Source organism: Floridaenema aerugineum BLCC-F46, from assembly GCF_041929345.1.
Classification (GTDB): Bacteria; Cyanobacteriota; Cyanobacteriia; order Cyanobacteriales; family Aerosakkonemataceae; genus Floridanema; species Floridanema aerugineum.
In genome coordinates, this window is sequence record NZ_JBHFNQ010000169.1 from 23,480 (window position 1) to 40,730 (window position 17,251).

Annotated in this window: 20 protein-coding genes; 8 read left to right on the forward strand and 12 right to left on the reverse strand. The window is 39.5% G+C overall.

Features of this window, described 5'->3' with window-relative positions; genetic code table 11:
• Complete coding sequence (locus tag ACE1CC_RS22075; protein WP_413272590.1) at positions 1-513, reverse strand: GNAT family N-acetyltransferase; 513 nt, start codon at positions 511-513, stop codon at positions 1-3.
• 105 nt (positions 514-618) lie between these two features.
• A complete protein-coding gene (locus ACE1CC_RS22080) occupies positions 619-1,539 on the reverse strand; it encodes a hypothetical protein (protein WP_413272591.1) in 921 nt (306 codons plus the stop codon).
• A gap of 457 nt (positions 1,540-1,996) precedes the next feature.
• Between ACE1CC_RS22080 and ACE1CC_RS22085 the strand changes: the two genes are divergently transcribed.
• Positions 1,997-2,131, forward strand: a complete 135-nt coding sequence (locus tag ACE1CC_RS22085) for a hypothetical protein (protein ID WP_413272592.1) — start codon at positions 1,997-1,999, stop codon at positions 2,129-2,131.
• Positions 2,132-2,222: 91 nt separating this feature from the next.
• On the opposite strand, the gene ACE1CC_RS22090 is transcribed toward ACE1CC_RS22085, so the two are convergent.
• The 3 genes from ACE1CC_RS22090 to ACE1CC_RS22100 all read right to left on the reverse strand — a co-directional run bounded on the left by ACE1CC_RS22090 (position 2,223) and on the right by ACE1CC_RS22100 (position 7,154).
• Positions 2,223-4,016: a hypothetical protein gene (locus tag ACE1CC_RS22090; RefSeq protein WP_413272593.1), complete on the reverse strand. Its 1,794-nt coding sequence runs from the start codon at positions 4,014-4,016 to the stop codon at positions 2,223-2,225.
• A 4-nt stretch (positions 4,017-4,020) separates the two neighbouring features.
• Positions 4,021-5,853, reverse strand: coding sequence for an AAA family ATPase (locus ACE1CC_RS22095; RefSeq protein WP_413272594.1), 1,833 nt, complete (start codon positions 5,851-5,853; stop codon positions 4,021-4,023).
• A 389-nt stretch (positions 5,854-6,242) separates the two neighbouring features.
• Positions 6,243-7,154: an RpnC/YadD family protein gene (locus ACE1CC_RS22100; RefSeq protein WP_413272595.1), complete on the reverse strand. Its 912-nt coding sequence runs from the start codon at positions 7,152-7,154 to the stop codon at positions 6,243-6,245.
• 201 nt (positions 7,155-7,355) lie between these two features.
• Here ACE1CC_RS22100 and ACE1CC_RS22105 point away from each other — a divergent pair, with 201 nt between their 5' ends.
• Positions 7,356-8,627 carry a ribulose bisphosphate carboxylase small subunit gene (locus ACE1CC_RS22105; RefSeq protein WP_413272596.1) on the forward strand — a complete coding sequence of 424 codons (1,272 nt, stop codon included), beginning with the start codon at positions 7,356-7,358 and terminating at the stop codon, positions 8,625-8,627.
• Between the two features lie 95 nt (positions 8,628-8,722).
• A complete protein-coding gene (locus tag ACE1CC_RS22110) occupies positions 8,723-9,349 on the forward strand; it encodes a Uma2 family endonuclease (RefSeq protein WP_413272597.1) in 627 nt (208 codons plus the stop codon).
• 50 nt (positions 9,350-9,399) lie between these two features.
• Here the strand turns inward: ACE1CC_RS22110 and ACE1CC_RS22115 are convergent, their stop codons facing one another.
• On the reverse strand, positions 9,400-9,939 hold the full coding sequence (locus ACE1CC_RS22115) for a Uma2 family endonuclease (RefSeq protein ID WP_413272598.1): 540 nt from the start codon (positions 9,937-9,939) through the stop codon (positions 9,400-9,402).
• Positions 9,940-10,093: 154 nt separating this feature from the next.
• On the opposite strand from ACE1CC_RS22115, the gene ACE1CC_RS22120 reads away from it, so the two are divergent.
• From ACE1CC_RS22120 to ACE1CC_RS22130, 3 genes are all read left to right on the forward strand, one after another.
• Complete coding sequence (locus tag ACE1CC_RS22120; protein ID WP_413272599.1) at positions 10,094-10,339, forward strand: UPF0175 family protein; 246 nt, start codon at positions 10,094-10,096, stop codon at positions 10,337-10,339.
• 206 nt (positions 10,340-10,545) lie between these two features.
• Positions 10,546-10,920, forward strand: a complete 375-nt coding sequence (locus tag ACE1CC_RS22125) for a GIY-YIG nuclease family protein (protein WP_413272600.1) — start codon at positions 10,546-10,548, stop codon at positions 10,918-10,920.
• A gap of 2 nt (positions 10,921-10,922) precedes the next feature.
• Positions 10,923-11,162 (forward strand): hypothetical protein, encoded by a 240-nt coding sequence (locus ACE1CC_RS22130; RefSeq protein ID WP_413258741.1) that lies wholly within the window; start codon positions 10,923-10,925, stop codon positions 11,160-11,162.
• A 182-nt stretch (positions 11,163-11,344) separates the two neighbouring features.
• Here ACE1CC_RS22130 and ACE1CC_RS22135 read toward each other — a convergent pair whose 3' ends face one another.
• The 6 genes from ACE1CC_RS22135 to ACE1CC_RS22160 form a co-directional block, all read right to left on the reverse strand.
• The gene (locus ACE1CC_RS22135; RefSeq protein ID WP_413272601.1) at positions 11,345-11,779 is read right to left on the reverse strand and encodes a type II toxin-antitoxin system VapC family toxin; all 435 of its coding nucleotides are present in this window, start codon (positions 11,777-11,779) and stop codon (positions 11,345-11,347) included.
• A 1-nt stretch (position 11,780) separates the two neighbouring features.
• Positions 11,781-12,095: a hypothetical protein gene (locus tag ACE1CC_RS22140; protein WP_413272602.1), complete on the reverse strand. Its 315-nt coding sequence runs from the start codon at positions 12,093-12,095 to the stop codon at positions 11,781-11,783.
• A gap of 247 nt (positions 12,096-12,342) precedes the next feature.
• Positions 12,343-12,537 (reverse strand): hypothetical protein, encoded by a 195-nt coding sequence (locus ACE1CC_RS22145; protein ID WP_413272603.1) that lies wholly within the window; start codon positions 12,535-12,537, stop codon positions 12,343-12,345.
• Between the two features lie 41 nt (positions 12,538-12,578).
• Complete coding sequence (locus ACE1CC_RS22150) at positions 12,579-13,061, reverse strand: DUF29 domain-containing protein (RefSeq protein WP_413272604.1); 483 nt, start codon at positions 13,059-13,061, stop codon at positions 12,579-12,581.
• 64 nt (positions 13,062-13,125) lie between these two features.
• Positions 13,126-13,326 (reverse strand): hypothetical protein, encoded by a 201-nt coding sequence (locus ACE1CC_RS22155; RefSeq protein ID WP_413272605.1) that lies wholly within the window; start codon positions 13,324-13,326, stop codon positions 13,126-13,128.
• A gap of 176 nt (positions 13,327-13,502) precedes the next feature.
• On the reverse strand, positions 13,503-14,051 hold the full coding sequence (locus ACE1CC_RS22160; protein WP_413272606.1) for a 2'-5' RNA ligase family protein: 549 nt from the start codon (positions 14,049-14,051) through the stop codon (positions 13,503-13,505).
• A gap of 36 nt (positions 14,052-14,087) precedes the next feature.
• Between ACE1CC_RS22160 and ACE1CC_RS22165 the strand changes: the two genes are divergently transcribed.
• Together ACE1CC_RS22165 and clpB are read left to right on the forward strand one after the other, a co-directional pair.
• Positions 14,088-14,354 carry a YciI family protein gene (locus ACE1CC_RS22165; protein ID WP_413272607.1) on the forward strand — a complete coding sequence of 89 codons (267 nt, stop codon included), beginning with the start codon at positions 14,088-14,090 and terminating at the stop codon, positions 14,352-14,354.
• A 117-nt stretch (positions 14,355-14,471) separates the two neighbouring features.
• Positions 14,472-17,105 carry an ATP-dependent chaperone ClpB gene (gene clpB / locus ACE1CC_RS22170; RefSeq protein ID WP_413272608.1) on the forward strand — a complete coding sequence of 878 codons (2,634 nt, stop codon included), beginning with the start codon at positions 14,472-14,474 and terminating at the stop codon, positions 17,103-17,105.
• Positions 17,106-17,251 lie beyond the last annotated feature (146 nt).

Here is a 17,251-nt window from a genome sequence, read left to right on the forward strand (position 1 = left end):
CTATAACTTCAGTTCACGGTAGATTTTTTTAAATTTACTTCCCTGAATCTGTTCTTCCCCAATAATCAGTAAACCACGCTTTTCGTAAAGAATTTGAGCAACTGCTTGATTTGGAACATTTGAAGTGTATAAGCGGAGAAATTTTTTGTCATTCGATCGCGCTTTTTCAATCGCAAAATCAACCAGTTTCGCCCCGATTCCTTGACCGCGACAATCTGGATCTACACAAGTGTAACCCAACCAATATGCTTCCGCCTCGTCTTCAGCGTAGGTATATAATCCAGTAGTTCCTACTACTTTACCTGAACTTTCATCAATAGCAACCCAGTAGTTTGCTTCCGTTATTTGCATTTGCTCAAGAAGCGATCTAGATGATGGGTTATCTTGATCGAGGCTAGCAGAAAAAGCAATTCTAGCATTTTCATACATGGTATCTTTCTGGTAGGGGAAAATATTATCTACCAAGGAAATAGCTTCTGAAAGTGTTTCGTAAGATAGTGGTTTAATGTTCATTTACAAAAATCAACTTATCTAAATTTAATAGTATTTATTGTAGACGATCGCACTTTTGAGTAGTTGTTGTCTTAGTTGCTGATGGGTGCGATCGCACTTTATTAGTTAAGATCCAAACCTTTCTAGCAATTCTTCACGAGACAATTGCAATAATAGAGGAGTAAATTCTTCAGGAGGGAAAGTCAAAATCGAGTCAATTAAAGCAGATAATTCTGTATCTAATTCTCCAAATCTTGCTTTTAATAAATTTTCCACTATTAAACGCTCTCCCTGTTCGATACCTTGTTGAATACCTTGTCCGATACCTTGTTGAATGCCTTGTTGTTCAACTTGGGCTAACTTTTCCTGAAGCAAAGGTTGTAATCTCATAACTAACTCCCGATCGTCTGCTTCTAAACTTTGATTAACGTTTAAATTTTCTCGTAATTGATAAAACAATTCCAAGATTCTTTCTCGCCATACATTGCCTGCTGGTAATGCCGACAATTCATCAATTGCTTGCTGTTGGACTTTTTTCTTTCCCAATATTCTCAACCAAAGAGTTTCTGGGGTTTTAGGTAATTGATGAATTACGACAATAGCTGTTCTCAAATAATGAGGTAGGAAATAAACTCCTGCGCCCCAATTGTCCTCTAGTATAGCGCGGAATCCTTCTAAGATTGAGGTTGAGGCAGTTGGGGTGAGTATCCATAAATGGGGTAAGCTGATGGTTTCATTGGGAGAATTTTTGCGCTTTGCTTGTCGTTGAATACTTTCTCTAACTTCTAAAGCTTTCAGGAGACAACTACAAATTTCTTCTGGTTCAACGGGATTGCGAAACGGTTCAAAAATTGCGGCTGTTTCTCCCAATCTTCCTAATAATCCTAAATCTTGTGAGAGGGTGGCTGAGGGAGTGTTAGGAATGAACATTAAATCGATTTTCCTGGTTTCTGATGAGACTTTTTGCGCGGGTTTGACTTGTCCATAAGGTGTTAGTAATTCTTCTAAACAGTCTTTGGCAAATTGATCGTGGATGAAGCGAGTCATTGTTAGATATAGGGGAATTTTTGCAGATGTTAAATATTATACAATTTTAGGGCGATCGCCTAAATTTGTGGCTATGGGGAGAGCGATCGCATCTGTATAAAAAAGAGATAGGATGCTAAGAAAATGTGGTGAGCTAGATGCTAGAACGGATAGAAACTTTGAATGATGAAAGATTTCATAATGCCAAACTTCCAGGTAAAGTACGCTTTCGAGTTAGGCGGTAGTACTAAAGTCAGTATAGGGAAACTACTTGGGGCAATAGCATTCCTGGCAAATAGGAAAGTAAATGCAATAAAAATGCCAAGTAAAGAGTGCTAGGAATAATTAGTTCTTACTGATAGAAGGAGACTTTTTCATGGCAAGCTTTAATAGTAAGTACACTTTCGACACAGGCTGTAAGATAGATACCACTATAGAGGTACAATCGGCGGCTGGCAAGAGTTATGTTGCAATCAAAGTGACTAACGCTGTCTACGAAGAAGGTGTTACTGAACGTGGTGTCTATGAGGATAATGAAGTAGTTATTCAACTTCCTGTTGAGATAGCCAAGGCTTTAATGAACCAACTGAAAGAGTTGAGCAACATCGAATAAGTAATCAACAGTCGGGCGATCGCTTCTTTCCAACAATCAAGCTGTTGGAAAGAAGCGATCGCTTTTTTTGTTCTTTGAAAATGATTTCGAGCTAATAACCTAAATCTTCTGGAGAGGGATCGCTACCACACACAGGACAAATGTACATCCACTTGCCTTTCCATTCTGGATGGTCAGAATGTCTGTGAAAGCAATCTATAAGCTTAAGAAGAGGGTGATGGTTTATCCAGCAAATCTGGACTACCCAAAAATCACCGCACTTAGGACAGGAACAATATACGCCTGTGCCGTTTCCTGCTCTGCTACTACCATTTAGGGTTCTACTTATGAGTTCTACTTCACTAATCAAACTTGGTTTCCAACTAGGTACAACATCTTTACCCCACTCAAGCTGATATCCACAGGCAAGGCAGGCTGTTTTCAGCGAATTGTTATGGTATTTGAATAATAGCTGGAGTATTTTTTGAAACTGCTCATCCGCATTTAAGCCAGGTATCAGCGAAATTGCTCCATATTGATGATTCACATATCTATTAGCATTGACTGTTTCTGTAGTAAGATTAAATTTCTCTTGTAAGATTCTGTTGAAAGGTACTTCACCCCAATAATTAACTTGTCTATCCGTATGTAGGATAAAACTAGCCGTCATTCCCAGAGGTGCTAAGTATTTGTTTCTAGCAATTTCAAGAACATCGTCAATAAATTGATCGGAGCCTTGTTCTTTATAGTTACGATCTTCAGCATTAAAGCAATAGAGTCGTTTATATCCATTTGTAGCTACTTCTACCTTAATATCTGGCATTCTCAACTCACCATTATGGGTTAATAGTTCAGGCTGGTACCAGAAAGTAATACTAAACTCTGTTCCATCATTTAACTTTCCTTGGAGTTTGAAGGCTTTATTTCTTGGCAACTCAAGTGTTCCTCTTTTAGTCTGGATACACTCAAATATGGTAGGTTCGCCTTTCGGTGGTTGCATATTTGCATATATTATAAATGTGCTGTACATTCGAGCAACGCACCAAATTTTGTAAATTTCCCATGTAGGACGCACTTGACCCTGATAAGTGCATCTATATAAATAAATAACTTGTTCAATTGCAGCAAGGCTACCGATACGGCAGTTTGAGTATTGCTCAAAGATAGAACCGTAAATGGGTGAGCCTGTTAATCGTAAAGATGGAGAGGGTGGTTCATCAGGAGTTGTCACTTCTTCAAGAAAGCCAGCCTTTCTTGCTTGACTTGCCCATTCCGCACAATTATGAAGCTGTGATACGGTTTCTGTAATGCGTCTTTTCTCATCTCCTATGAAAAAGTTTCTTTTTTGGACACGCTTTCTTAAGTCTGTCATAAAATTAGGACGTTCATCTTGGAATTTTCGAGAAATATTAGGTATAACAATCTCCTCGATCTTTAAAGAGGTTAATACCTTTGCTATACCATTTACCAAATCCTTAAGATAAACATCTAATACATAACAAAGAAACTCATTTTCTGTACATTGATTCGATTCAACACGGGTAAAAGTAAGAGTTTGTCTCTTGAAGGGATTTAACTTAGCTTGGATCAAGGATTGAGGAGACGAACTTACCCGTTTAATGTCTACCGAAGCAACTTGGGTAATAAAACTTTTTAAAGGACGTTGTTCTAGGACATCCCAGTTATCCTTGACCACTTTAGCTAAGTCAAGCAAAGCATTTGCAGTAGCCAATAACTTAGCACTAGGACACCATAAAATTCCTAAGCTACTATTTTCTATTCCTTCATGTACTGTCATTTGCCTGGTGACACAACTTGATGTTGAAAGTGCTAGTAACCCGATTTCAGCTATACAATGCTTTAGTTGTTCTTCATTAATATTGGTTAGTTGCTGTTCAGTCATCATAAATTTAACCCCAGTAGCGAACATTGCGTCGTCTATCATCCTCCAATTGGTCTTGCATCTGAGTAAGGAGCGCACTTACACCAAAGTCTCGATATACTGCTAGTTCCGTAAACCACTTGCTACATAGTTCTTCTCTATTGAGATTATTGGAGTCGGTGCCTTTAAAGAAGGAGATTCTCGGCAGTACTTTGGTAAATAAAAAGTAACCGAGGCAGTCATTTTGAGTCAGACCCAAGCAATTTGCAGTAGCACTAAAGACGGTATATTCTTTTTTTGCTCTGTGTCCCAAAGGGATTCCTAGTTTGGTAAGATACTCTTTATTCCATTTTACGATTATCTCCCAACCGTCGATTGTATTTCCGATCATGTCTTTAATTCTTTCTCTCAAAGAAGAAACGGAAATATTCCTTGCAATCGACTTAGGATCGACTGGTTGTGAAAAAATTTCGGCTGTTAAGTCTGCTAGAGGATAAGTAATTACAAATGAACGGTCAATGACTTTTGGACTCAAGTCATAAGTCGTTTCATCGGAATTGAGAGTACCAAGTAATACTATGTTTTTTGGAATCGGGAAGTTTGAAGCATAATCTTTTAAAATGATTTCTAGCCGTTTGAGTCGTTGTATTTGCTTATAATCTCTTTGTTGTTCCTCATGTAATAGCCTAGCCTCTTCCCACAACTCTGTTTCAATGTTTGAGGAATAGATCTGAAGCCCTTGTTTTTCCTGCTCAGAACGTGAATACTCTAGAGCAGATAGTAAGTCAGCACCATAATTCTCTATTTTGGCCAGGTTAAGTTCATCCAGACATACTAGATGAAGTCGGTCATAGTGGTTATTAGCATCTTTCAAAGCTGTTAAAAATGGGGTGGGACGAAAAGTTTCGCTAAGCGGATCGAAAAAACCCAGCAAATCAGAAGGGTCAAGCCAAGCCGGACGGACTGGAATGATTCTACTCTGGCCGCCAAGTAACGAGGCTGAGTGTTGAATTAGACTGGTTTTACCAACACCAACAGAACCGTTTAATAGTATCAAGCTACCTGAGTAAAATGAACTAAACAGTGCTAGCAGGTAACTTGTAGAAACGTATTTAGGAAGTGATAATCCGCTTGAATGCAGCATCTGATTCCACTCTGTCCCTAAATTTTCAGGCAGTGGACATGGCTCAGTCGTTTCAGACAGCTTAGAGTCAATAACGAGTGGTACAGCAGCACGGTATGGCTCTAAGGCAATCCAGATATCCTTAGCGTTCTTTACATCTTCAGCTAGGGACTCAAGATATTTTTGCTGCTCATTCAAGCGTTGACATTCCGCATCAAGTAATGTCTTTTCTTGTGCTAAATTCTCCTCTTCCGCTTTTATTTTATTCCTCAACTCCTGTGTGCGGATTTGTGCCAACTCTTCTACCTGCTGAGCTACTCTTTTTTGCTCTTGCTGGAGTTGATTTAGCTTGTCTTGCAGTTGACAACGTAGTTCATAGGCCAAACTCTCCTGCATTTGCTTTTGAAGATTTTCTGCTTCTTCCTTAGTGACTATTTGAATAACTACACCCCTTGGGTCACCTGCTTTTCCTTGGCTATCAAATCCTCGTTCACCGGGCTTATCCCAGTAGAATTTGACGTATTGATCGCAGGAAATATCAAGTTTAGAAGGAACCAGAAAGAATTGCTTAACAGAAGTTCCGTCTTTTAATCGTAAAGAATCAACTAAAGGATAAATAGCAAGGGGGCCGGCCCGCCATTTTTCGCGCACTTGACCAGGAATTTCAAGCTTTTCAAGAATAATTAGATCAATAATCCAGGTTTCGTTTGCAAAAGGTTCATAGGGGTGAGCTTCCATAGAATTACTCCAACTGGTGATAACTGGGTTCTGATTTACTGGTTTCTGGGAGTTGATTAGTCCTTGGTGGTTAGTAGCTGAGCGATTACCTAATCTCGTGTAACTTGAGATCTTTTGCTAACGGCTTGTTAACCTCTTCCAAAAAACCTTACTCACTCGTTCATCAAACTTATTGTTCCCTAACTTAAGTTAAAAATCACACCATATACTTATTTCTTCTGTTAACAGTGTAATCGCCTTTGTTACCCTATTCCTTCGCGTCCTCAAACTTTATCCTGTATTCGTCGTTCAAATTAATACAGCCCTTTTTAGGTGAGTGAGGTACAAAGAAACCCGGTTTCTTGAAGAAACCGGGTTTCTGGAGTCTACTTGATGCAACTGAAATCCACTCAATTAAACTCCCCGCCAAACCGTTCCAACAACTCCTCACGAGAAAGCGTCAACAACAACCGAGTCAATTCTTGTGACGGTAATTTCAACATTGACGGTATCACCCCAACTAACGCCTCATCCAGCGAACCAAATCGAATTTGCAGTAAATTTTCCACCATCTCTCGCTGTGCTTCCTGCCGTCCTTCTTGCCGTCCTTCTTGTAAAGTATCTTCTCGCCATTTCAGATAAGCTGCTGATAAGTTCATAAGTACCTCCCTATCTTCATCATTTAAATTTTGACTTATTTGCAAATTGACGTACCACCTACCAACAATTTCCAAAATATTCCTTCTAAAAGGATGGTTATTCGGAAGCATTTCTATTTCTCGTGCTGCTTGTTTTTGAGTTTCGCCACGTCCCAAAATTCGCAACCACAAAGTTGCCCCCGTAGTTGGTAACTGATTAATCGCTACCAATGCCGCTTTCTGATATTCTGGCAAAAAGTAAACCCCTTCAACCCAATTTCCAGAACTATCTAATTTTGCGCCAAAACCATTCAGCAAACTTGTCGAACAGGTAGGCGATAAAATCCACAAAACAGGAAGTTCCGCTTCGGAAAGAGAATTGTTTTCTCTTCTCGCTTTACGTAAAAGTTCGCCATGTAGCGAATACAATTTAAGCAAGCAATTTCGCACCTCAACAGGATTAGGCTGATTCCGAAACGGTTCAAACGAACAAGCAGAAGATGCCATTTGTCCCAACAAACCCAACACTTGTGGTTGGATAGAAGGCGAAGTTGCTGGAACAAACCAAACATCAACCTGACGGACTTCTGGTGATACATCCAGACTAGTTTCCACCTGTCCCAAAGGCGCTAATAACTCCTGCAAATATTGTTTAGCAAATTGGTCGTGAAGCTGGCGCGTCATCTAATTCCCCAATTCAATTATCTCTCAATCATACTCATCAATAACTCCGTTTATCCCTTACACCTTTCTCTCTCTTACTCTGCGTTCTCTGCGTCTCTGCGGTTCAAAATTATTAAACTTAAATCTCCCCAACTAGCCGATTTGTTATAAAATTTTAACAAAGAGCAAAAGCGCGAATCGCAAACCGAAAAAAACAGACCAATGGCTTATTATATCTCTCCCAAGTTCCTTGACAAATTAGCAGTTCATATCACCAAAAACTTTCTGGAAATTCCTGGGGTGCGAGTTCCCCTGATTTTAGGAATTCATGGACGAAAAGGAGAAGGAAAATCCTTTCAATGTGAATTAGTTTTTGAGCGCATGGGTATCGAAGCAATTCACATTTCTGGCGGCGAATTAGAAAGTCCAGATGCCGGAGATCCAGCACGTTTATTGCGCTTACGTTATCGAGAAGCAGCGGAATTAATTAAAGTTCGAGGCAAGATGGTTGCCTTAATGATTAATGATTTAGATGCTGGCGCAGGTAGATTTGATGAAGGCACTCAATATACAGTAAATACTCAATTAGTGAACGCTACACTGATGAATATTGCTGATAATCCAACTAACGTCCAACTTCCCGGAAGTTATGATTCGACTCCTTTACATCGCGTGCCAATTATTGTTACTGGAAATGACTTTTCTACCCTCTATGCGCCATTAATTAGAGATGGACGGATGGAGAAGTTCTACTGGGAACCAAACCGCGAAGATAAAATTGGTATTGTTGGTGGTATTTTTTCAGAAGATGGTCTTTCTTCAAGAGAAATTGAACAATTTGTTGATACTTTCTTGAATCAATCAGTTGACTTTTTTAGTGCTTTGAGGGCGAGAATTTATGATGAACAAATTCGCCAATTTATTCATGAAGTTGGATTTGAAAAGGTTTCTTCTCGTGTGGTAAATAGTGTAGAAGGGCCACCAAGTTTTAAAAAGCCTAATTTTAGCTTATCTCGGCTGATTGAATTTGGTAATTTAATGGCGCAAGAACAGCAACGAATTCAGGATTTAAAATTGGTGCAAGAGTATAATGTTTTGCGGCGGTTTAGTAATAATGAGGTGCCCAAGGTAACGGTTAGTCCGCAAGTGGTTAAAGAAGAAGTGAAAGCTGCGAAACCTGAAGTTGTTAAGAGTAATTATGGTAATGGTAATGGGCAAGTTTCTAGCAATAAATTGGATTCGGAAACTGTTGAACAGGTGCGACAAATTTTGGCACAAGGTTATCGTTTGGGAATGGAATTTGTGGATGAACGGAGGTTTCGGATCAATTCTTGGCAAAGTTGTGCTTCGGGAATTGTTGGGGAGTCGGAGGCGATCGCAGCTGTAGAATCATGTTTAGCTGAACATAATGGCGAATATGTGCGTTTAATTGGTATCGATCCAAAAGCGAAAAAGCGGGTAGTGGAAAAAATTATTCACCGCCCGAATAAGTAAGTTAATGTTAATGCGATCGCTCCTAAGTTACTACAAGAAAGGAAGCGATCGCTAACCTTGAAAATTGCTGTTATAGTAATAAAAAAGGCTTTATTATGACACAATCTATCCGCAAAAAGGTCACATTTGACGAATTCATAGACTGGTATCCCGAAAAATCAGAACACCGCTATGAATTGCACAACGGAGTAATTATTGAAATGCCAAAACCAACAGGTGAACATTCAGAACTTGGGGGCTTTCTCAGCTTAGAAATAGGTCTTCAATGTCGCAATAATCAACTTCCTTACTTCATTCCTAAAGAATGCGTAGTTAAACCTTTTCGTGATGAGTCTGGTTACGAACCGGATATTATTGTTTTAGATCGACAAGCTGTGGCAAATGAACCACGTTGGGCAAAAGGATCTATTATTACAATGGGTTCGTCAGTGCGTTTGATTGTCGAAATAGTCAGTACTAATTGGCGCGATGACTATCTTACAAAAGCTGGTGATTATGAAGAAATGGGAATTGCTGAATATTGGATAGTTGATTATTTAGGTTTAGGTGGTAGGCGATTTATTGGTAATCCCAAACAGCCGACTTTTTCTGTTTATCAACTGGTTGATGGTGAGTATCAAGTTAGTCAATTTCAGGAAAATAATCCGATTCAATCACCAGGATTTCCTAACTTTAATTTAACTGCTGAACAAGTTTTTCGATTTGGATTGCAACCAGGGTAATTGGCAACTCAATTGTAGATTATTATGGCAGATTTCAGATTACAACAACTTCATCGATCGCGCACCCAAGCAAACACCTGCATAGCTGTCAAATCTAACATTATGTTCGGTAATACAGGTAAGCGATCGCTATTTTTGAGCAAAGAAATCCGACCATCAGGTAACAATATTAATATCAGCTGTTCTGTAGGATCGATTAACCATCCTAGCTTTGCTCCCTCATTCAAGCAGATTTGAATTTTGGCAATCAATTTAGTAGTACTTTGGTCAGGAGAGAGGGTTTCAATCATCCAATCTGGTGCGCCTTCAACAGCAGTATTCTCGACAGGAATCCGACTTTTGTGGATAACTGTAATATCAGGAACCACAGAATTGTTGCTGAGAGTGCAGCGCAGTTCTGGAAAAGCTTCATAGGGTGAATTTGATAGATCGATCGCCGCAGTCAGTCGTTTTTGTAAAATGCTATGATAAGCTGTTGGCATCGGTTTTTGATTTGCTTGTCCCTCCACAAACTCCCAAGCTGGCGACTCCTCAATATTGGGACGCTTCAAGAAGTCTTGCAATGTGAGTTGTTGCATAGAACTAGTCATAAGAATTCTTTTGACTCATATTAGTGAGTGGTTAAATTTTAACGCACTTACTAGGATTGATTATCTACTAAAAAGTGCGTGAGGCATTCGCTAACCCGATTAAAATAGAAGAGATGTACATCTCTTTAATTAGATTTTGTAAATAGCTAGAACTATGAGTATTGTAATTTCCGATGAAACCTTACAAACTCTGCAAATGACTGAATCAGAAATGCTTGCAGAAATTGCCATATTACTGTTTCAACAAGAGCGATTTACTTTAGGACAAGCCAGCCGTTTTGCTCAGATGAATCAACTTCAATTTCAACGCCTTCTTGCCAGTCGTCAAATACCCCTTCATTATGATATTACTGAACTGAGAGAGGATGTGAACAGTTTAGCAGCTAAGAGATGGCGATGATTATTGTTAGTCACACTTCACCTCTGATGAGAGCTAATGGGTTTTGGATTCACGATCACCTTTATACAGAAACTTTGCGGTTAGCTGGAGAATAGATAAAGTGCGTTGTTTCGGGGTCTAATTCTTGAGTTTTACCTGCACGGTATTCAGCACGTAAGTCTTAAAATGGAACATTGTCGATCGGTTGAAGAGCATGAGGGCTGATTTTGAATGAAATTGAGGAGCAAGCCGAAAGATTACTGCAAACGCTCTTATCTGTGCCGTTTGAGTCCTGTGCATTAATCACCCGTGAATTTCGAGATCTCCCATTGTCACCTGGACTGTATGCCGTCAAGCATCGGGAGCATGGGCTACTTTATATTGGCAAAGCTAAAAAACTTCGAGAGCGATTTAGAGGCGGACACAAAGCCTGCACCTGGTCATGGTTGGATGATTATGACCATCGAGACATTGCGATCGCGTTCGTACCGCTCTCAATGGTTGATGTTCTAAAATTGGGAGATGAGCTAGAAAGCATTCTGATTCATGCGACACAGCCCCCATACAATGCGAGATATCCTAGTAGAGATGAAAGGTCGTAACTATGCAAACTCTCCCACAAACTGATAGGAAGCATCTCAGCCATGATGCCGCATTGATGTTGTTGGCAGTGTTACCGGAACGCATTCGCGATGCTTATTTGAATTATGCCAAACAGATTGACTACTCCATCGAAATGGTACTAGAGATGGCACTAGCCGACTTCCTTGACCCTGATTCATTGACGTTTACAGACTGTAAGCCTCAGATTGGTTTACCTCTAAACGAAAATGAGGTTGTATAATTGGGCATCGAAGAGCGATCGCCTATCAATAAAAAACTTAGGAGCGATCGCTCTTTCAGTAAAAAAAGCTAAAGTGCGTTAGCGTAGCGTGCCGTAGGCATATCGCATTTTAAATAAAGTGGTAGGGTGCGTCAGATGTTTAAGTTAAATATCTAATCAATAGTTTGATTGTCTGACGCACCCTACGGACTACTAATTGTCCAATCCTCAGCTTTCAAATCTTTAATTTTACTGAAGTCAGACATATTACGAGTTAGTAGCGTAGCATTATTAGCGATCGCAATTGCAGCTATTTTTAAGTCCATTGAACCAAGGCGAGGATAGGTCTTTTTAAGATTTTGAAATATGGCGGCGGCTGCTGTTTCAAAACCTATCACTGGTATGCTACAGAAGTTAACAATATGTTGTTGTAATTGCTGATATGCTTCCACTTGAGCTTCTAAAGAACGTGATTTACCCATGTAACTAAGCCAACCCCGTGTTTGCTCTTCATAAGTAACAATTGTCGTAGCGACTACTTCATTTGGATTGATGTTGGATAGTCTTGCTAGTAAAATTTGTGCGTCCTGTCCGCCCCGTTCTAAAATGGTCAGATAGTCAGTATCTAAAAGGTACATTTTAATCGATAGAAGACTGTTCGGAATCTTGTTGTTGAGACTGAAGAGCGATTTCTTGACTCAATTTTTCATGTAATAATGACACTATCCCCCCTGTATAGGGTGGGATTCGTTGTTCGTCATCCTCTTGCTGAGACTGGCGATACTCCTTACCTAGCTGCATTGCTTCCTCAAAAGCTTTACTGTTAGCAAAGGTTCCTGTGATTTTTAGCCACCAAGGATTTGAAGTAGTACTGCTGGGGGAAATTAAACTTTTGAGATGAGCTACTTCAGCTTCTAATTGAGCAATTCTTTCTTCTAATTTTGGTTCTGGCATTTTAAATTTCAATATTTATGGCTTTTGCCATTATAGCTTTTCTAACTGTATAGCAAAGGGCGATCGCTCTTTGGGTGAAAAAAGGTAAAGTGCGATCGCCTCTCAAATTAAGTAATATTACTCACCCTACTACTCTGTACTTTGTAATAGTTGTTAACTACAAATAACAACTACAATTTACAGGTGAGTTGGCAAAGATACCTACCGCCAGGATTGAACTTCAGAACACTTAAAATCATCCAATAAATTAGTCACGATCAGGAAAAACATCCTCGCCAAATTCGGAGGTCAGCCATTTTATATGAGCTTCTCCTTCTCGTGCAACATAAATCAAATCGATTTCATTTTCGACATCAGCAAGTTCAACCTCAAGCTTGCTTATCTTATCTTCATTTTTCTCATACTTCAACTGCTTAAGCAAGTTTGTACGTTGTACTTTCAATTATTGAAAAAAGCGATCGCCCAAAAAGACATCTCATTCAATTATTGAATATTTTCGGGATTATCATCTGGTAAAAAATCAGGATTAAGAACTTCTTTGACAGTAAAGGGAGACTCTGGAGGAAATATCTTAATAGATAACCCTGTTTCATCTGCGGCTAGTTCCCTAGCATCTTGATAAGATTCATTAAAAATCTCTTCAAAAAACCGATATAAACTGGGACTGATTTTGAAGGCATCTCGGATGCGTTTACGATGTTCTCTAATAGTGTAAACCCAACTATTTGTTCGGTTTTCTTGTTGATATTTATACTTGAGTAAGTGCATGAGAAGTAATCTTAAATTACTCTTTAAAGCATTTTTCTCACTTCTCACCGTACTTTCCAGTTCCTCTAGAAGATTTTCTAAATCTATTTCAGCAAATTTTCCCTCCTTTAATAAGTTTATATTTGCTTGTATCCACAGACAAAGATCTTGTTCGTAAAGGGATTTTATTGCAATTGTCATTGATTGAATATTTGTCATTTTTTACTCCATTTGTCTGTTCTAAATTACTTAGCATATAAGCTCCTAAAACCAGCTTTCAAACTTACTCAATACTTTGAATAAATTTAATGTTATTTCTCAGCCATTCATTGACCAAAACTTGCACGTCAATGTTTTTATTTTCAGCAATTTTTGTGACGAACTGTTCCACATCCGGTTCGAGATAAATGGGATAATGAAATTTAGCATCTGGATGATAAAACTTGCCTTGTTCGGCTTGGGAAAAATCGTACTCTGATTTCATAATTTACTCTCTTGATAAGCTTGTATTTCATTATAAGCTGTTACGCATTTAAATCACTTATTAACGAGTAGGGTGCGTCAGACGGTAAAGCCTTATATAGAAAGGAAAATATCCCCTTCTGACGCACCCTACAATATGACTTTTAAATGCGTAACAGCTTAATAAATCTGGTTTTTTCAGAAGGGAAACTCTTTGAAAATATTCCATCGTCTATTACTATGAATTAACAAAGTTAACTGATTAGCAGTAAATTCTGCTTGAAAAGGTTTATCCTGAAATTCAGGCCAAGCGGCTTTAAAATTTTGTTTAGTTAAGTCTTTAAAAGCGACAGTCATGTGTGGCGCAAATGGTCTTCCCTGAGATCTTTCGTCTACAATACCCAAGGTTATCTTTAGGTGATTAGCTAAATCTGCTTGTAAATTCAAGAGTTCGGGCGTTTTTAAGACATTCACAAAGATGACTCTGGGCGGAAAGGCGGCAAATCCTGATAAAGTAATGGGTACTTGGGATCGATCGCTCACAAACCCACTCAAACACTCTTCTAAAACTCCGACAGACTCCCGGTTCCACTCAAAGGGCGGTTGTAGGGTAATATGGGGAGGGGATTTTTGAGCATGACTGCTGGCGTAGCGATCGCTAAAGTGTTGCTTAATCTGATTAACTTCCTCCTGAATACTGACAGGCGGTAGCAAAGCAATAAAAAACAAACTTCTAGAACTCACCATTCGTTAATACCAAATCTGACATCTCATAACATTAATATGCCTTGGTTTGTCAAAATAGAAGAAGGAATTGTCGATCAAGTTACCTTTGACCAATCTATACCCGCACATAAAGCTTTTGTCCGAGATTTAATCGCTAAAGGACACCAAGCGAAAACAGGTTACTGGGGAGAACGCGGCGGCGGAATGTTACTATTCCAAGCAGCTTCAATGGATGAGGCAAAATCAATAGTTGAGCAAGATCCTTTGGTGAAAAACGGTTGTGTTAAATACAAATTGCATCAATGGTGTGTAGTAGTAGAGTGAATGGGGATTGGGGATTGGGGATTGGGAAAAAGAAAAGGGAAGGTAAAATATCGCCAATTTTCATTAAGATGTATTTGCGGGTGATAACGGAAAATTTTATTAATAAAAGGAGCTACTGTGCAACCTACTGATGCTACTAAATTTACCGATAAAGCTTGGGAAGCGATCGTCAAATCTCAAGAAGTGGCGCGACGCTTTCAAAATCAATACCTAGAGGTAGAACATTTAGCGATCGCACTTTTAGAACAAGAAGGACTAACTCAGCGCATTCTCAACCGCGCAGGTGTGGAACCTAACCGCTTGTTTCAACAGTTAGAATCTTATACAAAAGTTCAGCCAAAACTTCCCAAAGTAGACCAATTATATCTAGGCAAAAGTTTAGATGTCATGCTCGATCGCGCCGAGTCAGCAAGGGAAACTTGGCAAGATACTTTTATTTCTGTCGAACATTTACTCTTAGCTTTTACCGAAGACGAAAGAGTAGGTCGCAGGTTGATGAAAGCTTATGATGTAGATGGCAAAAAGTTAGAAGCAACAATTAAAACAATTCGCGGAAATCAAAAGGTAACAGATCAAAATCCCGAAAATCGTTATGAAGCTTTGGAAAAGTATGGACGGGATTTAACCGAACAGGCAAAATCAGGCAAACTCGATCCGGTGATTGGGCGAGATGATGAAATTCGTCGCGTGGTTCAAGTATTATCGAGAAGGTCGAAAAATAACCCGGTTTTAATTGGGGAACCGGGGGTAGGAAAAACGGCAATTGCTGAAGGTTTAGCCCAAAGAATTGTCAATGGTGATGTTCCAGAATCTTTGAAAAATCGCCGCTTAATTTCCTTAGATATGGGGAGTTTAGTGGCGGGGGCAAAATATCGCGGAGAATTTGAAGATCGACTGCGGGCGGTACTCAAAGAAGTTACTAATTCCGAAGGGCAAATTGTCCTATTTATTGATGAATTACACACCGTTGTTGGGGCGGGTGCAAATAGTCAAGGATCGATGGATGCGGGAAATTTGCTAAAACCAATGTTAGCAAGAGGAGAGTTGCGTTGTATTGGTGCGACTACTTTGGATGAATACCGCAAATACATCGAAAAAGATGCCGCTTTAGAACGCAGATTTCAACAAGTTTATGTTAATCAACCAACTGTAGAAGATACAATTTCGATTTTGCGGGGGTTGAAAGAACGTTACGAAGTGCATCACGGCGTTAAAATTACTGACTCAGCGTTAGTGGCGGCGGCGACTCTTTCTCAACGTTATATTACCGATCGATTTTTGCCGGATAAGGCGATCGATCTAGTAGACGAAGCAGCTGCTAAATTGAAAATGGAGATTACTTCTAAACCGGAAGAATTGGAAGCGATCGATCGCCGTGTGATGCAATTAGAAATGGAAAAACTTTCCATTGAAGGGGAAGAAAGTCAAGTTTCTCAAGAAAGATTGCAGCGAATTGAAGATGAAATTTTGGAATTAAAAACCGAACAGGAAACCCTTTCTTCCCAATGGCAAGGAGAAAAGCAACTTCTAGAAGCAATTAATGCCATGAAGGAAGAAGAAGAACATCTGCGAGTGCAAATCGAACAAGCAGAAAGGGCTTATGATTTAAACAAAGCAGCGCAATTAAAATACGGAAAATTAGAAGGTTTGCAACGGGAAAGGGAAGCAAAAGAAACTGAACTTTTAAAAGTCCAAGCTGAAGGTTCTACTCTTTTAAGAGAACAAGTTACCGAATCAGATATTGCCGAAATTGTGGGGAAATGGACAGGAATTCCGATTAGTAGATTGTTGGAATCAGAACGGCAAAAATTACTGCAATTAGAAGCACAATTACATCAAAAAGTCATCGGACAACAGGAAGCAGTATCATCAGTTGCAGCAGCAATTCGTCGCGCTAGGGCGGGAATGAAAGACCCCGGAAGACCAATTGGTTCCTTTTTATTCATGGGTCCGACAGGTGTCGGAAAAACCGAATTAGCCCGTGCTTTAGCGCAATTTCTGTTTGATGCAGAAGACGCTTTAGTAAGAATTGATATGTCCGAGTATATGGAAAAACACGCCGTTTCTCGGTTAATTGGTGCGCCTCCTGGGTATGTGGGATATGAAGAAGGCGGACAACTTTCGGAAGCAATTAGGAGACGACCTTATTCAGTTGTATTATTAGATGAAGTGGAAAAAGCCCACCCCGATGTTTTCAATATTTTGTTGCAAGTTTTAGATGATGGGAGGATTACAGATTCGCAAGGAAGAACGGTAGATTTTCGCAATACTGTAATTGTGATGACTAGTAATATTGGCGGCGATCGCATTCTCGATTTTAGCGGCGATGATTCCCGTTATGAAGAAATGCGAAAACAAGTAATGGACGCATTAAGAAAACATTTCCGCCCGGAATTCTTAAATCGCGTTGATGATATTATCTTGTTCCATACCTTAAGTCGCAACGAATTACGGCAAATTGTTGGGATTCAATTAAAACGCATTCACTACTTATTAGCTGACCAAAAAATCAACATTGAACTAACAGGAAAAGCCCAAGATCATTTAGCAGAAGCGGGTTACGATCCGGTTTATGGAGCACGTCCTTTAAAACGGGCAATTCAACGACAATTAGAAAATCCCTTGGCAACTTTGTTGTTAGAAAGCAAGTTTGTTGCTGGTGACACAATTGTAGTTGATTGTCAGGATAATAGCCTGACATTTAGTAAGAAAGAAACCCTCATACTACAACCTCAAACAATCACAAATTGACAAGGTACGTTGTTGCGCTTCAGCGCTACAGTAGGGCTAAAGCCCAACAACGTACCTGTTGCGCTTCAGCGCTACAGTAGGGCTAAAGCCCAACAACGTACCTGTTGCGCTTCAGCGCTACAGTAGGGCTAAAGCCCAACAACGTA

Coding starts and splice junctions, on each gene's coding strand:
- ACE1CC_RS22075 (WP_413272590.1), bottom strand. CDS start 513: ATGAACATTAAACCACTATCTTACGAAACACTTTCAGAAGCTATTTCC.
- ACE1CC_RS22080 (WP_413272591.1), bottom strand. CDS start 1,539: ATGACTCGCTTCATCCACGATCAATTTGCCAAAGACTGTTTAGAAGAA.
- ACE1CC_RS22090 (WP_413272593.1), bottom strand. CDS start 4,016: ATGATGACTGAACAGCAACTAACCAATATTAATGAAGAACAACTAAAG.
- ACE1CC_RS22095 (WP_413272594.1), bottom strand. CDS start 5,853: ATGGAAGCTCACCCCTATGAACCTTTTGCAAACGAAACCTGGATTATT.
- ACE1CC_RS22100 (WP_413272595.1), bottom strand. CDS start 7,154: ATGACGCGCCAGCTTCACGACCAATTTGCTAAACAATATTTGCAGGAG.
- ACE1CC_RS22105 (WP_413272596.1), top strand. CDS start 7,356: ATGGCTTATTATATCTCTCCCAAGTTCCTTGACAAATTAGCAGTTCAT.
- ACE1CC_RS22110 (WP_413272597.1), top strand. CDS start 8,723: ATGACACAATCTATCCGCAAAAAGGTCACATTTGACGAATTCATAGAC.
- ACE1CC_RS22115 (WP_413272598.1), bottom strand. CDS start 9,939: ATGACTAGTTCTATGCAACAACTCACATTGCAAGACTTCTTGAAGCGT.
- ACE1CC_RS22120 (WP_413272599.1), top strand. CDS start 10,094: ATGAGTATTGTAATTTCCGATGAAACCTTACAAACTCTGCAAATGACT.
- ACE1CC_RS22130 (WP_413258741.1), top strand. CDS start 10,923: ATGCAAACTCTCCCACAAACTGATAGGAAGCATCTCAGCCATGATGCC.
- ACE1CC_RS22135 (WP_413272601.1), bottom strand. CDS start 11,779: ATGTACCTTTTAGATACTGACTATCTGACCATTTTAGAACGGGGCGGA.
- ACE1CC_RS22140 (WP_413272602.1), bottom strand. CDS start 12,095: ATGCCAGAACCAAAATTAGAAGAAAGAATTGCTCAATTAGAAGCTGAA.
- ACE1CC_RS22150 (WP_413272604.1), bottom strand. CDS start 13,061: ATGACAAATATTCAATCAATGACAATTGCAATAAAATCCCTTTACGAA.
- ACE1CC_RS22155 (WP_413272605.1), bottom strand. CDS start 13,326: ATGAAATCAGAGTACGATTTTTCCCAAGCCGAACAAGGCAAGTTTTAT.
- ACE1CC_RS22160 (WP_413272606.1), bottom strand. CDS start 14,051: ATGGTGAGTTCTAGAAGTTTGTTTTTTATTGCTTTGCTACCGCCTGTC.
- ACE1CC_RS22165 (WP_413272607.1), top strand. CDS start 14,088: ATGCCTTGGTTTGTCAAAATAGAAGAAGGAATTGTCGATCAAGTTACC.